Source organism: Baekduia sp. (genome assembly GCF_035685985.1).
Classification (GTDB): domain Bacteria; phylum Actinomycetota; class Thermoleophilia; order Solirubrobacterales; family Solirubrobacteraceae; genus Baekduia.
On sequence record NZ_DASRZV010000013.1, the window covers coordinates 155,974 to 170,027 of the forward strand.

General features: G+C 73.0%; 14 protein-coding genes. 13 read left to right on the forward strand and 1 reads right to left on the reverse strand.

The features are described 5' to 3' along the window. Window positions 1–90: 90 nt before the first annotated feature. The 13 genes from VFG42_RS05890 to VFG42_RS05950 all read left to right on the forward strand — a co-directional run bounded on the left by VFG42_RS05890 (window position 91) and on the right by VFG42_RS05950 (window position 12,470). A complete protein-coding gene (locus VFG42_RS05890) occupies window positions 91–303 on the forward strand; it encodes a hypothetical protein (protein ID WP_324906244.1) in 213 nt (70 codons plus the stop codon). Window positions 304–567: 264 nt separating this feature from the next. Beyond that, entirely contained in the window at window positions 568–981 is a 414-nt protein-coding gene (locus VFG42_RS05895; protein WP_324906246.1) for a type II secretion system protein, read from the forward strand. 229 nt (window positions 982–1,210) lie between these two features. Then, a complete protein-coding gene (locus tag VFG42_RS05900) occupies window positions 1,211–1,627 on the forward strand; it encodes a prepilin-type N-terminal cleavage/methylation domain-containing protein (RefSeq protein WP_324906248.1) in 417 nt (138 codons plus the stop codon). Between the two features lie 60 nt (window positions 1,628–1,687). Beyond that, window positions 1,688–2,443, forward strand: coding sequence for a prepilin peptidase (locus tag VFG42_RS05905; RefSeq protein WP_324906250.1), 756 nt, complete (start codon window positions 1,688–1,690; stop codon window positions 2,441–2,443). A 115-nt stretch (window positions 2,444–2,558) separates the two neighbouring features. Further along, window positions 2,559–3,626, forward strand: coding sequence for a type IV pilus assembly protein PilM (gene pilM, locus VFG42_RS05910; protein ID WP_324906252.1), 1,068 nt, complete (start codon window positions 2,559–2,561; stop codon window positions 3,624–3,626). After that, window positions 3,623–4,447, forward strand: a complete 825-nt coding sequence (locus tag VFG42_RS05915; RefSeq protein WP_324906254.1) for a PilN domain-containing protein — start codon at window positions 3,623–3,625, stop codon at window positions 4,445–4,447. The genes pilM and VFG42_RS05915 overlap by 4 nt, the downstream gene beginning before the upstream one ends. Then, complete coding sequence (locus tag VFG42_RS05920) at window positions 4,444–5,184, forward strand: type 4a pilus biogenesis protein PilO (protein WP_324906256.1); 741 nt, start codon at window positions 4,444–4,446, stop codon at window positions 5,182–5,184. Before VFG42_RS05915 ends, VFG42_RS05920 begins: the two co-directional genes overlap by 4 nt. Beyond that, window positions 5,181–6,200: a hypothetical protein gene (locus VFG42_RS05925; protein WP_324906258.1), complete on the forward strand. Its 1,020-nt coding sequence runs from the start codon at window positions 5,181–5,183 to the stop codon at window positions 6,198–6,200. Before VFG42_RS05920 ends, VFG42_RS05925 begins: the two co-directional genes overlap by 4 nt. A gap of 13 nt (window positions 6,201–6,213) precedes the next feature. Next, complete coding sequence (aroC, locus tag VFG42_RS05930) at window positions 6,214–7,380, forward strand: chorismate synthase (RefSeq protein ID WP_324906260.1); 1,167 nt, start codon at window positions 6,214–6,216, stop codon at window positions 7,378–7,380. Beyond that, the gene (locus tag VFG42_RS05935; RefSeq protein ID WP_324906262.1) at window positions 7,368–8,906 is read left to right on the forward strand and encodes a bifunctional shikimate kinase/3-dehydroquinate synthase; all 1,539 of its coding nucleotides are present in this window, start codon (window positions 7,368–7,370) and stop codon (window positions 8,904–8,906) included. Before aroC ends, VFG42_RS05935 begins: the two co-directional genes overlap by 13 nt. Next, window positions 8,903–9,349, forward strand: coding sequence for a type II 3-dehydroquinate dehydratase (locus VFG42_RS05940; RefSeq protein ID WP_324906264.1), 447 nt, complete (start codon window positions 8,903–8,905; stop codon window positions 9,347–9,349). Before VFG42_RS05935 ends, VFG42_RS05940 begins: the two co-directional genes overlap by 4 nt. A 5-nt stretch (window positions 9,350–9,354) precedes the next feature. Continuing rightward, window positions 9,355–10,434, forward strand: coding sequence for a Xaa-Pro peptidase family protein (locus tag VFG42_RS05945; RefSeq protein WP_324906266.1), 1,080 nt, complete (start codon window positions 9,355–9,357; stop codon window positions 10,432–10,434). 32 nt (window positions 10,435–10,466) lie between these two features. Continuing rightward, window positions 10,467–12,470 carry a diguanylate cyclase gene (locus tag VFG42_RS05950; protein ID WP_324906268.1) on the forward strand — a complete coding sequence of 668 codons (2,004 nt, stop codon included), beginning with the start codon at window positions 10,467–10,469 and terminating at the stop codon, window positions 12,468–12,470. Window positions 12,471–12,472: 2 nt separating this feature from the next. Here VFG42_RS05950 and VFG42_RS05955 read toward each other — a convergent pair whose 3' ends face one another. Beyond that, window positions 12,473–14,047 (reverse strand): PQQ-binding-like beta-propeller repeat protein, encoded by a 1,575-nt coding sequence (locus VFG42_RS05955; protein ID WP_324906270.1) that lies wholly within the window; start codon window positions 14,045–14,047, stop codon window positions 12,473–12,475. Window positions 14,048–14,054: the final 7 nt, after the last annotated feature.

A 14,054-nucleotide genomic window follows, 5' to 3' on the forward strand; every position in this document is an offset into this window, starting at 1 on the left:
ACTCCGAGGGGGTCGGACCGGACCGTTGCACGGGTACCGCCGGAGGCCGGACGGGGTTCGGCGACGCGCAGCCGCTACGCTCGCGACCTCGTGAGCGCAGACGAAGAGACCCCGGACGTCGACGAGCCCGTGACCTGCACGGTCTGCCGAGGCACCGGCACGCTCATCTCCAACCTCGGCGGCTCGCCGTCGAACGTGACCTGCTCGTGGTGCGAGGGCACGGGGACCTTCATCCCCGACCACGACGCGCAGGAAGCCGGGCGCCGCCAACGCGGCGAGCCTGCCTCGCCCGACGCCGCCTGAGGCGTCCCCATAGCGCCGAACGGCGCCGTTTCCTCCTGAAGCCGTGCCTCTGGGGTCCTCACCGTAGAACAGAGGTCCAGAGATCGGACATGCAAGCGAAAGCCCGGCCGGGTCACGCCGATCACCCCGACTGTGCGGTGACGGACCACCGGGCAACTGACGGGGCTTGCTGCCAAGACCTTGACCCCGGACGGAACTCCGCAGGGACGTCGGCCCTCCGCACGAGAAGGCCAAACGAACAGATCTCAACAGGAGGGATCGATCTTGCTCAACCGCTTCAAGAACGAGGACGAGGGCTTCACGCTCATCGAGCTCCTCGTCGTCATCCTGATCATCGGCATCCTCGCCGCGATCGCCCTGCCGAGCTTCCTCGGCCAGCAGAAGAAGGCCCAGGACTCCTCGGCCAAGTCCAACGCCCGCAACGCGGTCTCGCAGGTCGAGTCGTGCTACGCGGACTCGCAGGACTACTCGAAGTGCGATTCCAGCAGCACGCCGAAGGTTCTGGCCGGCACCGGTATCCCGACCTCCGGCGACGAGACGGTCACGGTCACGGCGAACGGCACGACGGGCTACACCATCTCGGCCAAGACCAAGAGCAGCACGACCAAGACCTTCGACATCACGAAGGCCGCTGACGGCACCACGACCCGCACCTGCGGCGACGGCTGCACCTGGTAAGCACCTCCCAACGCATCGAGCGTTCCATCGGGGCGGGCCTTCGGGCCCGCCCCGTTGTCGTTCCCGGACCGGCGGACATCGGTCCAGCAGGCCGGCTCATCGCTCAGGATCCCGGGGCGGGCGGCCGATCACCTCGGCGGACCGCGCCTCCGGGACTTGCTGCAACCTGACCTGGACGTCGCCGGCTCCCACGCCTACAACCGACGACCAGCCCAGGAGGGCAGGCACCTTGCAACCTTCGCTTCGCGAGGACGACGGCTTCACGCTGATCGAGCTCCTCGTCGTCATCCTGATCATCGGCATCCTCGCCGCGATCGCCCTGCCGAGCTTCCTCGGCCAGCAGCAGAAGGCCCAGGACACGAGCGCCAAGGCCAACGCGCGGTCGATGGTCACCCACGTCGAGGCCTGCGGGGCGGGCAACGCCGGCGACTACACCAACTGCGGGTCCGACAAGCTCGACCCGACCGGCCTGCCGATCGGCGACGACAAGGGCCAGGTCAACGTCTCGATCACCGACGCGGACGGCTACGTCGTGACCGCCCATTCGAAGTCCGGCGGCACCTTCACGATCACGCGCACGAGCACCTCGCCGCTGGACCGCGGCTGCTCCGGCGGCACGAAGGGCTGCAACGGCGGCCACTGGTAGTCCGGGCGGAGGACGCCCGCCGTCAAGGGCGCGGGGGCTGCTGCCGATCACGGTGGCGACATGGCTCCCGCGCTCGCACCGGCCGCGCTGTTCGGCCTCCTGATCGGCTCGTTCCTCAACGTCGTCGCCTGGCGCCTGCCGCGCGGCGAGTCGTTGGTCAAGCCGCGCTCGAAGTGCCCCGGCTGCGGCACGCAGCTGAAGGCCTACGACAACGTCCCCGTCTTCTCGTGGCTGGTCCTGCGCGGCCGCTGCCGTGGCTGCGGTGAGAAGATCTCCGCGCGCTATCCCGTCGTCGAGGCCATCACCGCGCTGCTGTACGCGGGCGTCGTGGCCGCCGAGCACGACCACGCCCTGAAGTGCGCGCTGGGCCTCGCGCTGGTCACGTTCCTCGTGCCGATCGCGGTCATCGACCTCGACCTCAAGCGGATCCCCAACGCGCTCACCGGCCCGGCCGCGATCGTCGCCGTCGTCATCGGCGCGATCCTCGACCCGTCGTTCCTGCCCGAGCAGCTCATCGCCGGCGCCGCGGCCCTGACGTTCTTCCTCGTGCCCGCGATGCTGTCCAGGAAGGGCATGGGCATGGGCGACGTCAAGCTCGCCGCCGTCCTGGGCCTCTACCTCGGCCGCGCCGTCGCGCCCGCGTTGTTCTTCGCCTTGATCCTCGGCGTCGTCGTCGGCGTCGCGATCATCGCCAACCAGGGCATGACCGAGGGCCGCCGCGTGAAGATCCCGTTCGGCCCGTTCATGGCCGTCGGCGCGGTGATCGCGTTCTTCGTCGGCAGCGGGCTCGTCGACTCCTACACGAGCTCGTTCTAGCCGGACGCCAGGCCCTCGGCGGCGCTCAAGAGCCGCCGCTCTTGGACGAACAACCGAGGGTGTCGGGGCGTGTGCTTCAGGCACCGCCGATCCCCGCCGAACCACTGCCTCGAACATGGCCAAGCGCGCATCCACCATCGTCGGACTCGAGATCGAGCCGTCCGCCGTCCATGCCGCCGCGGTGACCGTCAACGGTCACGTGTCGGTGAGGACCGCGGCGGTCGCCCCGCTGGAGACCGGCGTCGTCCGGGACGGCGAGGTCAACGACGTCGACGCCCTCGCTCAGGCGCTCAAGACGCTCTACCGCGAGAACAAGGGCCTCGACAAGAAGGTCCGCATCGGCATCGCCAACCAGAAGATCGTCGTCCGCGTCCTGGAGCTCCCGCCGCTCGAGGACCGCAAGGAGCTGGAGGCCGCGGTGCGGTTCCAGGCCCAGGACCAGATCCCGATGCCGCTGGACTCGGCGGTCCTCGACTTCCAGCCGCTCGACATCGTCGACAGCGAGAACGGCCCGCGCCAGCGCGTCCTGATCGTCGCCGCCCGGCGCGACATGGTCGAGCGCGTCATGGCCGCCGCCAAGGCCGCCGGGCTCAAGCCCGAGGGCATCGACCTGTCGGCCTTCGCGATGATCCGCGCGCTGCACCGCGCCGAGGCGACGACCGAGGCGGGCACGCCCGAGCCGGTCCTCTACCTCTCGGTCGGTGGCCTCACGAACCTCGCGGTCGCCGAGGGCACGACCTGCCTCTTCACCCGCGTCGTCGGCGGCGGCCTGGAGGCCATCGCCGTCGAGCTCGCCGAGCGCAAGGCGCTCACGCTGGAGCACGCGCGCGGGTGGCTGCGCCACGTCGGGCTCGTCGTCCCGCTCAGCGAGATCGAGTCCGACGACCAGGGCGAGATCGTCGAGGAGGCCCGCACGGTCCTGCTCGACGGCGTGCGCCGCATCGGCGGCGAGGTCCGCAACTCGCTCGACTTCCACCATGCCCAGGAGGGCATGAGCCTGCGCGTCCAGCGGGCCGTCCTCACCGGCGCGGCGGCCGGCATCCCCGGCTTCGACGACGCCCTCGCCGCCGAGCTCGGCCTGCCGGTCGAGGCCGGCGTGGTCGACGGCACGCCCGAGGGCCTGGATCCCTTCCTGCTCACGATCGCGGCCGGCCTGGCCGTCGAGGAGGCCCCGCACGCATGAGGGCTGTCAACCTCATCCCGTCCGACCAGCAGCGCGGCGCCGGCGGCGCGGCGGGCAAGTCCGGCGGCGGTGCCTACATCCTGCTCGGCGCCCTCGCCCTGCTCGTCGTCCTGGCCGCGACCTACGTCGTGTCCAACAAGTCGGTGAGCGACAAGCGCGACCAGCTGGCCGACGTCACCCAGCAGGCCGAGGCCGCCGAGGCCAAGGCCGCGGCGCTGACGAGCTACACGAAGTTCGCGTCGATCCGCCAGAAGCGCGTCGACACGGTCACGCAGCTGGCCGGCAGCCGCTTCGACTGGGCGCACGCGCTGCGCGAGGTCGCCCGCGTGCTCCCGCAGAACGTGTGGCTGACGTCGCTGACCGGCACGACCTCGACGACCGTGCAGCTCTCAAGTAGCGGCGGCGCCGGCGGCGGGTCGCTGCGCGGCTCGCTGAACGTCCCGGCGATCGTCATCAGCGGCTGCACGACCAGCCAGAAGTCGGTCGCCATGCTGATCACGCGCCTGCGCATGATCGACGGCGTCCAGCGCGTGACGCTGGAGGACTCCAGCCGGGCCGCGGACGCCAATCCGTCCGGCAGCTCGGCGACGACGGACTCCGCCGGCGGCAGCGACTGCCGCGGCGGCCACGCCAAGTACCCGATCTTCAACGCCGACGTGTTCTTCGAGCAGAGCGGCGCGGCCGTCAGCACCAGCACCGGCACCGCCGCGACCGCCTCGAGCGTCGCCTCCTCGGCCTCGCCGTCGAGCACCACGACCCCGTCCACGACCGCCTCGTCGACCGCCCCCGCCTCGGGGACGACCGGAGGAGCCTCCCAGTGACCGCGCGCGACCGCATCGTCCTGACCGTCCTCGGCCTGGTGGCCGTCATGGCCGCCTTCTGGTTCCTGGCCATCAGCCCCAAGCGCAAGGACGCCACCGACCTCAGCGGGCAGATCGCCCAGGCGCAGGCGCGCCTGGACACCGCCCAGCAGTCCGCGGCCACGGCGCAGGGCGCCAAGGACCGCTACCGCAGCGACTACGCGACGGTCGCCCGACTGGGCAAGGCCGTTCCGGTCGACGACGAGATGCCGTCGCTGGTCTACCAGCTCGAGCAGACCGCGAAGGCCAACCACGTCACGTTCAACTCCATCAAGCTGACCGGCTCCAGCGACGGCTCGTCCGCCGCGTCCGCGGGCAGCTCGTCGGAGCCGGGCAGCACGGTCGCCGCCGCGCTGCCGCCCGGTGCGACGGTCGGCACCGCGGGCTTCCCGACGATGCCGTTCACGTTCGACTTCACCGGCTCGTTCTTCAACATGCAGCGCTTCGTCAAGGCGCTCGACGACTACACGTCGGTCAACGGCAAGGCGATCAGCGTCAAGGGCCGCCTCCTGACGGTCGACGGCGTCGCGCTGCAGGCCGGGCCGAAGGGCTTCCCGCAGGTCGACGCCTCCGTGGTCGCCACCTCGTACCTGCTGCCGGCCGACGAGGGCCTGACCAACGGCGCCACGGCGACCGCCCCGGCGGGCGCCACCGGCACCAGCACCGCCACCGCGAGCCTGATCGGGAGCGACCGATGAGCTTCTTCAAGAACGTCCTGTCCGACCTGATCGAGAAGCGCCTGTGGCCGGTGGCCATCGCGCTCGTCGCCGCGCTGGTCGCGGTGCCGATCGTCCTCGGCGGCAGCTCGAAGGACGGCACCGGCACGCCGGTCGCGAGCGTCACGAGCACGCCCGGCGGCAGCGGCCCGTCGCAGGCCGAGGTCGTCAGCCTCGAGGAGCAGGCCGCGGGCAAGGTGCAGCGCAAGGGCTCGCTGAAGAACCCGTTCGTCCAGCACCACCAGCCGAGCACGACCACGACGGAGACCGAGACGACGACCTCGCCGGCGGCGAGCACGCCGTCGTCCTCGTCGGACAGCCCCTCGTCGGGCGGCGGCGCGTCCTCGACCGGCGGCACGAGCGACACGCCCGCGCCGACGACCCCGGCGCCGACCACGACGCCGACCGACACGAGCAAGGCCTCCAAGGAGACCTACCGCGTCAACTTCACGTTCGGCCAGGAGGGCTCGATGCGGACGTACGACAACGTCGCGCGCCTGACGCCGCTGCCCTCGTCGGACAACCCGTTCTTCGTCTACCTCGGCCTGGCCGAGGACGGCAAGTCGGCGGTCTTCCTGATCGACGCCACCGCCGAGCCCTCGGGCGACGGCAAGTGCACGCCGTCGCGCGACGACTGCGAGCAGGTCACGCTGAAGGCGGGCGACACCGAGTTCCTGGACATGCCGTCGGGCACCGCCGGCACGGTCGAGTACACGCTGAACGTCAAGTCCATCAAGAAGGCGACGACGTCGAAGGCCGTGGCCGCCAAGGCCCGCGCCCGTGAGTCCAAGGCCGGCCGCGAGGTCCTGCGCCAGCTCGTCTCCGACGACCCGTCGGCGCTCGACAACTGGAACTACTCGCGCTCGCTGGGCCTGCTGGTCAGCAAGGACCCGCAGGCCACGCCGGACGTCGCCAACGTGCCGTCCACGATCGCCGGATCGGCCGCCGGGCAGGCCGTCGGGTCGACCTCGACGGTGCTGACCGTCCCCGGCTCATAGACTTCGGCGCCGCATGGCGCTGAAGCTGATCACCGCAGGAGAGTCCCACGGCCCCGGTCTGACGACGATCGTCGAAGGGCTGCCGGCCGGGCTGGAGCTCGAGCAGGAGGCGATCGACCGCGACATGGCCCGGCGTCAGCTGGGCCACGGTCGTGGCGGGCGCATGAAGATCGAGAAGGACCACGCCAACGTCACGGCGGGCGTCCGGCACGGTCGCACGCTCGGCGGGCCCGTCGCGCTCCAGGTCCCCAACCGCGACTACGCGAACTGGGAGGAGCGGATGAACCCGTGGCCGGTCGAGGCCGACGTGCCCGAGGTGCACCTGCCGCGCCCGGGCCACGCGGACCTCGTCGGCGTGCAGAAGTACCGCTTCAGCGACGTCCGCAACGTGCTGGAGCGCGCGAGCGCCCGCGAGACCGCGGCGCGCGTCGCCGGCGGCGCGCTGTGCAAGGCGTTCCTCGCCGCCGTCGGCGTGGAGATCCGCTCGCACGTCATCCAGATCGGCGACGTGCACGTCGCGCCGCGCGAGACGGCGCTGACCGTGGCGGACTTCGAGGGCGTCGACGACGACAAGGTCCGCTGCCTGGACCCGGTCGCGTCGAAGGCGATGGTCGGGCACATCAACGTGCAGCGCAAGGCCAACGAGTCGATCGGCGGCGTCTTCGAGGTGGTGGCCTTCGGGCTCGTGCCGGGCCTCGGCTCGCACGTCTCCTGGGAGGAGCGCCTGGACGGCCGCATCGGCGGTGCGCTGTCCTCGATCCAGGCGGTCAAGGGCGTGGCCTTCGGCGACGGCTTCGACCTGGCGGGCAAGCCGGGGTCGCAGTCCCACGACGAGATCTTCTGGTCGCCGGAGCGCGGGTACTTCCGCGAGACCAACCACGCGGGTGGCCTGGAGGGCGGCATGACGACCGGCCAGCCGCTCGTCGCGCGCGTCGCGCTGAAGCCGATCCCGACGCTGACCAAGCCCCTGCGGTCGGTCGACATCGAGAGCCACGAGCCCGCGCAGGCGCTGCGCGAGCGCACCGACTCGTGCGTGGTGCCGGCGGGCGGCGTCGTCGGCGAGGCGATGTTGGCCTACGTGTTGGCCGACGCCTACCGGCGCAAGTTCGGCGGCGACCACATCGAGGACGTCCGCGAGGCCGTCGCGCGGTACGTCGAGCGGATCGCGTGGCGCGGCTGACGGTCGTCATCGGCTTCATGGGCGCGGGGAAGACCACCCTCGCCCGGGAGCTGGCGGCCGCGCGCGGGGTGGGGCACGTCGACACCGACGACGTGCTGGTGGAGCGGTTCGGGCGCCCGATCGCCGACGTTTTCGCCACCGACGGCGAGGCCGCGTTCCGCGCGGCCGAGGAGGAGGCCGTCCTGGAGGTCCTGGGCGGCGCGCGCGGCGAGGACGTCGTCGTCTCGCTCGGCGGCGGCGCGGTGCTCAGCGAGCGCGTGCGCGCGGCGCTGGCCGACCACGCCGTCGTGCTGCTCGACGTGCCGCTGGACCTGGCCTGGGAGCGCGCCGCCGGCGCCGACCGGCCGCTGGCCGCCGACCGCGACGGCTTCGCGGCGCGCCACGCCGAGCGCGCCGAGGTGTACGCCGCGCTCGCGCACGCCCACCTGCCGCCGGTCGCGCTGGACCGCCTGGCCGCCCTGGACGCCGCGCTGCGCGTCCTGGAGTCCGCACCCGCGGGCACACGGATGACGTGGGCGAGCGCGGCGTCGGGCGAGTACCCCGTCTTCGTCGGGCCGGGCGTGCTGGCGCTCGCGCCGCTGGTCGGCACGGGCCGCGCGTTCTGCGTCACCGACGAGGCGGTCGCCGAGCACCACCTGCCGTCGCTGCCCGACCTCGCCGGGCTGATCGAGATGCCGCCCGGCGAGGAGCACAAGACGCTGGCCACCGCCGAGCGCATCTGGCACGCGCTCGTCGCCCAGGGCACCACGCGCGCCGACCACCTCGTCGCGCTCGGCGGCGGCGTCGTCGGCGACGTCGCGGGCTTCTGCGCGGCGACCTACCAGCGCGGGATCCCGGTCGTCCAGTGCCCGACGACGATCGTCGCGATGGTCGACTCGGCCTACGGCGGCAAGACCGGGGTGGACCTCCCCGAGGCCAAGAACTACGTCGGCGCCTACCACCAGCCCCTCGCGGTCCTCGTCGACACCACGACGTTGGCGACGCTCCCGGGCGAGGAGTTCGCCGCCGGCTACGCGGAGGTCGTCAAGACCGCGCTGATCGCAGGCGGGCCGCTGTGGGAGCGGGTCGCGTCCGGCGCCCTGCCCGACGACGACATCATCTTCGCCTGCGCCCGGACCAAGCTCGAGGTCGTCGCCGCCGACGAGCGCGACGGCGGACGCCGGCAGGTGCTCAACCTCGGGCACACGATCGGCCACGCGCTGGAGGTCGAGCTGGGCTACGGCACGCTGCGCCACGGCGAGGCCGTCGGCCTCGGGCTGCTGGCCGCGCTGCGGCTGAGCAGGCTGTCGGACCTGCGCGGGCAGGTCTCCGACCTGCTGGCCGCCGCCGGGCTGCCGACGACGCTCGACGCGGCGCTTCCCGGCGCCGACCCGGAGCGGATCCTCGCGGCCACGCGCCGCGACAAGAAGCGCACCGACACCGCGCGCACGCCGTTCGTCCTGGTCCGCGCGCCGGGCGACGTCGTCCACGGCCAGGACGTCAGCGACGACGACGTGGCGCTCGCCGTGCGAGAGTTGATCGCGTGACGACCCGCAATCGCGTCGACGTCATCCACGGCGTCAACCTCGACATGCTCGGCCGCCGCCCGGCGCGGCACTACGGCGACCTCACGTTCGACCAGCTCGAGCAGCAGATCGGGGAGTTCGCGCGCGAGCTGAACCTGGAGGCGCGGTTCTTCCAGACCAACCACGAGGGCGAGCTGGTCGAGCACCTGCACCGCCTGGAGGGCCTGGCCGACGCGGTCGTCATCAACCCCGGCGCCTGGACCCACTACGCGTGGTCGATCCGCGACGCGCTGGAGATCGCCGGCCTGCCCGCCGTCGAGGTCCACCTGTCCGACGTCGACGCCCGTGAGGACTTCCGCAAGGTGTCGGTGATCCGCGACCACTGCTTCCTCACCATCAAGGGCCAGGGCGTGGAGGGCTACCGCGCCGCCCTGACCGCCATCAAGGAGAAGCTGGACCTGTGACCACCATGGAACGTTCGGACCGTGTCAGCGAGACGCTCGCCGAGAAGGGCCTCGACGCGCTGCTGGTCACCAACCTCGTCAACGTCCGCTGGCTCACCGGCTACACCGGCAGCAACGGACTCGCCCTCGTCGGGCCGGGCGACCAGCGCCTCTTCCTGACCGACTTCCGCTACCTGACGCAGGCCGGCGAGCAGCTCGACGCCGGCTGGCGGCGCGAGATCGCCCAGGAGATCCTGCAGGCCGCGACGGCGTTCGTCGGCGGCGACGGCGCGGTCGTCAAGCTCGGCTTCGACGACGCGTCGATGAGCGTCAAGGAGCACGGGTCGCTGGCGGCCAAGGTCGCCGAGGGCGTCGAGCTCGTCCCGGCGGGCGGCCTGATCGAGGGCCTGCGCGCGGTCAAGGACGCCGACGAGCAGGCGAAGATCCGCGCGGCCGCCAAGCTCGCCGACGAGGCGCTGAGCGAGGTGCTCGCGCGCGGCCTGGCCGGGCGCACCGAGCGCGACGTCGCGCTGGACCTCGAGGTCACGATGCGCAAGAAGGGCGCCGAGTCGGTGTCGTTCCCGCCGATCGTCGCCTCCGGCACGCACTCCGCGCTGCCGCACGCCGAGCCGCGCGACGTCGAGATCCCCAAAAACACGCTGGTGACGATCGACTGGGGCGCGCAGCTGGACGGCTACGCCTCGGACTGCACGCGCACCTACGCGACCGGCCCGGACCTCGACCCGCGCGACCGCGAGGTCTACGAGGTCGTGCTGGAGGCGCAGCTGGAGTCGCTGGCCGCGGTTCGCGCGGGCGCTGGCGGGCGCGAGGTCGACGCGATCGCCCGCGACGTCATCACCGCCGCCGGCCACGGCGAGCACTTCGGCCATGGCCTCGGCCACGGCGTCGGCGCCGAGGTCCACGAGGGCCCGCGGCTCTCGCAGCGCTCGGAGGCGACGCTGGAGACCGGGCAGGTCGTCACGGTCGAGCCGGGGATCTACGTGCCGGGCGCGGTCGGCGTGCGGATCGAGGACCTGGCGATCGTCACCGACGACGGCGCCGAGGTGCTCACGAGCCTGCCGAAGGACCTGCAGGTCATCGACTAAAAGACCCGCCGTCAGCGCCGACCACGGTGGCGATGGGGGAAGCATCGCAACCGCGCTGGCCGTGGTGGGCGCTCGGCGCGCTCGGCCTCTGCCTGCTCACGGGCGCGCTCAACGAGGCCGTCGGGGCGCTCCCGCTCTCGGCCCGGATCACGCACCTGGTCGCCGACTTCGGCGCCGGGCTGGTGTGCGCGGCCGCCGCGCTGCGCCACCGCGGGCCGGCGCGGCTCGGGTGGCTGCTGGTCGCGGGCGGGATCGTCGCGTGGGCGGCGGGCGACGTGTACTGGACGCTCGTGCTGCTCGGCCGCGACGCGGTACCGGTCCCGTCCCCGGCCGACGTCGGGTACCTGCTCTTCCCGCTGCTGGCCTTCACCGGCCTGGCGCGCGTCATGACCGCGCAAGTCGCGGGCGCGCCGAGGCGGCTGTGGGTCGACGGCGCGCTGGCGGCGCTGGCGACCGCGGCGGTCGCGGCCGTGGCGATCGTGCCGTCGATCGTCGGCGGGGTCGGCGGGGACTGGCCCTCGGCGGCGACCAACGCGGCCTACCCGCTGAGCGACATGATCCTCCTGGGCCTCGTCGTCATCGCGATCGCGGTGCGCGGCTGGCGCCTGGACGCCATCTGGGGCCTGACCGCGGTGGGCCTCGTCGTCTTCTGGGCGGCCGACTCGCACTACCTGGTGGAGATCGCCCAGGGCGACGGCGGCTGGGCGGACCTGTTCAACGGCGGCTGGGACATCGCGTTCCTGACGCTGGCCGCGGCGGCGTGGGCACCGGCGCGGGCGGCGGAGGCGGCGGCCGCGACCGGCGGGCGGCGCGGGACGATCCTGCCGCTGGCCTTCGGCGCGATGGCGCTGGGCGTGCTGGTCTACGCGGGCCTGGAGCGCACGACGTGGGTCGCGGTCGTCCTGGCCGGCGTCGCGCTGGTGGCGGTCGGCGTCCGGTTGTTCATCGCCTTCCACGACAACGAGACGATGCTCGCCGCGACCCGGCGCGAGGCGCTCACCGACGCGCTCACGGGGCTGGGCAACCGCCGCGCGCTGCTGCACGACCTGGCGCGGCGCACGGCCAAGGCCGACGACGAGGACCCGGCCGTGCTGGCGCTCTTCGACCTCGACGGCTTCAAGCACTACAACGACTGCTACGGCCATCCGGCGGGCGACGACCTGCTCGTGCGCCTGGGCGCCAACCTCGCGCGCCACGTCGACGGGCAGGGCAAGGCCTACAGGATGGGCGGCGACGAGTTCTGCGCGCTGCTGCGCCCGCGCGGCGCCGATCCCGAGACCGTCGTCGCCGGCGCGGCGGCCGCGCTGAGCGAGCGCGGCGAGGGCTTCGCGATCGGCGCGTCCTACGGCTTCGTGGTCGCGCCGGTCGAGACCGACGACCCGGCCGAGGCGCTGCGCCTCGCCGACCAGCGGATGTACGCCCAGAAGCACGGCGGGCGCCCCTCGGCGGGCTCGCAGTCCCACGACGTCCTGATGCGCGCGCTGGCCGAGCGCGACCCCGAGCTGCGCACGCACCTGGCGTCGGTCGCCGACCTGGCGGTCGCGGTCGCGCGCAAGTTGGGGTTGAGCGCCGCCGAGGTCGAGCAGGTCCGCCACGCCGCGGACCTGCACGACGTCGGCAAGGTCGCGATCCCCGACGCGATCCTCGACAAGCCCGGCCCGCTGGACGCCGACGAGTGGGCCTTCATGCGCCGCCACACGATCATCGGCGAGCGCATCGTCGCCGCCGCGCCCGCGCTGAGCGCCGTCGCGCCGCTGGTGCGCGCCAGCCACGAGCGCTGGGACGGACGCGGGTACCCGGACGCCCTCGCCGGGGAGCGGATCCCGCTGGGCGCGCGGATCGTCGCGGTCTGCGACTCCTTCGACGCGATGATCGACCAGGACCGCGCCTACCGCGAGCCCATGGCCGAGGACGACGCGCTGGCCGAGCTTCAGCGCTGCGCGGGCACGCAGTTCGACCCGCGGGTGGTGGCGGCGTTCCGCGAGGCGCTCGCGGAGGCGCGGGCGGCGGCTGCCGCCGTGCCGCGGGCGGCCTAGCCTCAGCCCTTCCGCGCCCGGCACACGGTCCGGCCGTCCGACCGCTTGAAGCAGACCGGCGGCCTCGGCACCCGGCACACCGTCTTCCCGCCCGACCTGAAGCACACCCGCGCGCCCGCGCGCCGCCGGGCCAGGCGCTCCGCCACCTCGCGCTTGCGCGCCGCGACCCGCGCCGCGACGTAGCGCCGGTGCCGGCGCACGGACGCCGCGCGCAGGTGCGCCCGGCGCCGCTCCCGCGCCGCCGCGGTCAGCGTGCCCTCGGCGGTCCGCCCCTCCTCGGCGAAGGCGTACAGGTTGGTGTAGCCGACGAGGTAGATCCGCTGGCCGTCGGAGACCACCGGGTTGAACGCGCCGCGGCCGATCGACCAGACCGGCGCGCCGGTGGCGGCGCCGACCGCGGCCGTCGACTTGCGCGACAGGTTGGAGTAGAACACCAGGTCGCCGATCACGACCGGGCCGCCGGAGATCTTGCCGCCGCTGTTGCGCGACCACTTCACGTTGCCGGTCCGCGCGTCGAAGGCGTACAGCTTGCCGTCGTAGGACCCGGCGTAGACCGTCCCGCCGCGCACCGGCGAGACCGCGGGGGAGGAGTAGACGTAGCCGCCGGTCTTGTGACGCCACGCCAGGCGGCCGTCCTTGGCGCCGAAGGAGTACACGAACCCGTCGGTGTTGCCGATGAACACGCGGCCGTAGGCGACCGCGGCCGTCGCGTAGAAGTTCCCCGACCGCAGCCCGAAGGCGCCGCCGCTGGTCCCGGTCTTCCAGATCCGCGCCCCGTCCGCGCGCCGCAGCGCGGTCACCGAGCCCGAGTAGTCCCCGAAGAACAGGCGCCCGTCGCCGTCCTCGGCGATCGCGCCCTTGACCGCGCCGCCGGCCTTGTAGGTCCACTTCACGTCGCCGTTGGCGGTGTCCAGCGCGTAGACCGTCCCGTCCTCGGACCCGAAGTACAGCCGGTCCTGGAAGATCAGCGGCGAGGACTCGCTGCGGCTGGGCAGCTTGCGCGACCACATCGTCCGGCCGGTGTAGCCGCGCAGCGCGACGACGCGGCCCGCGCGGATCGTCTTGCCGCGCTGCAGCAGCACGCTGTAGACGACGCCGTCGTGGCAGGCGGGCGACGCCGCGGCCAGGTAGCCGAGCTTCTTGCGCCAGCGCACGTGGCCCGTCCGGCGCGAGATCGAATACAGCGCGCCGTTGTTCTTCAGCAGGTACAGCGACCGCCCGCAGATGACCGGCGGGAACTCCAGCAGGATCCGCCCCGTCACCTTCCAGCGCAGCGAGAACGGCGGGCGCAGCGGGCGGTCGAGCGGCAGGTAGCGCGCCCGCGTGTCCGTGTAGCCGTACATCGGCCATTCGAACCCGTCGTCGAACGGGTCCTTCGCTGTGGTGGTCGTCGAAGGCTGGGGCGTGGTCGCGGACGGCACCGTCGGCGGCGCCGTGTCGAACTCCACATCGGGGTTGGAGACGTCACCCTGGCCGCCCGTCAGCACCTTGACCGCGCCGGCGGCGAGCAGCAGGGCGAGCAGCGCCGGCAGGATCCACACCAGCCGACGGCGTCGGCCGCCGGAGGGACGGGTCATGGGCCAA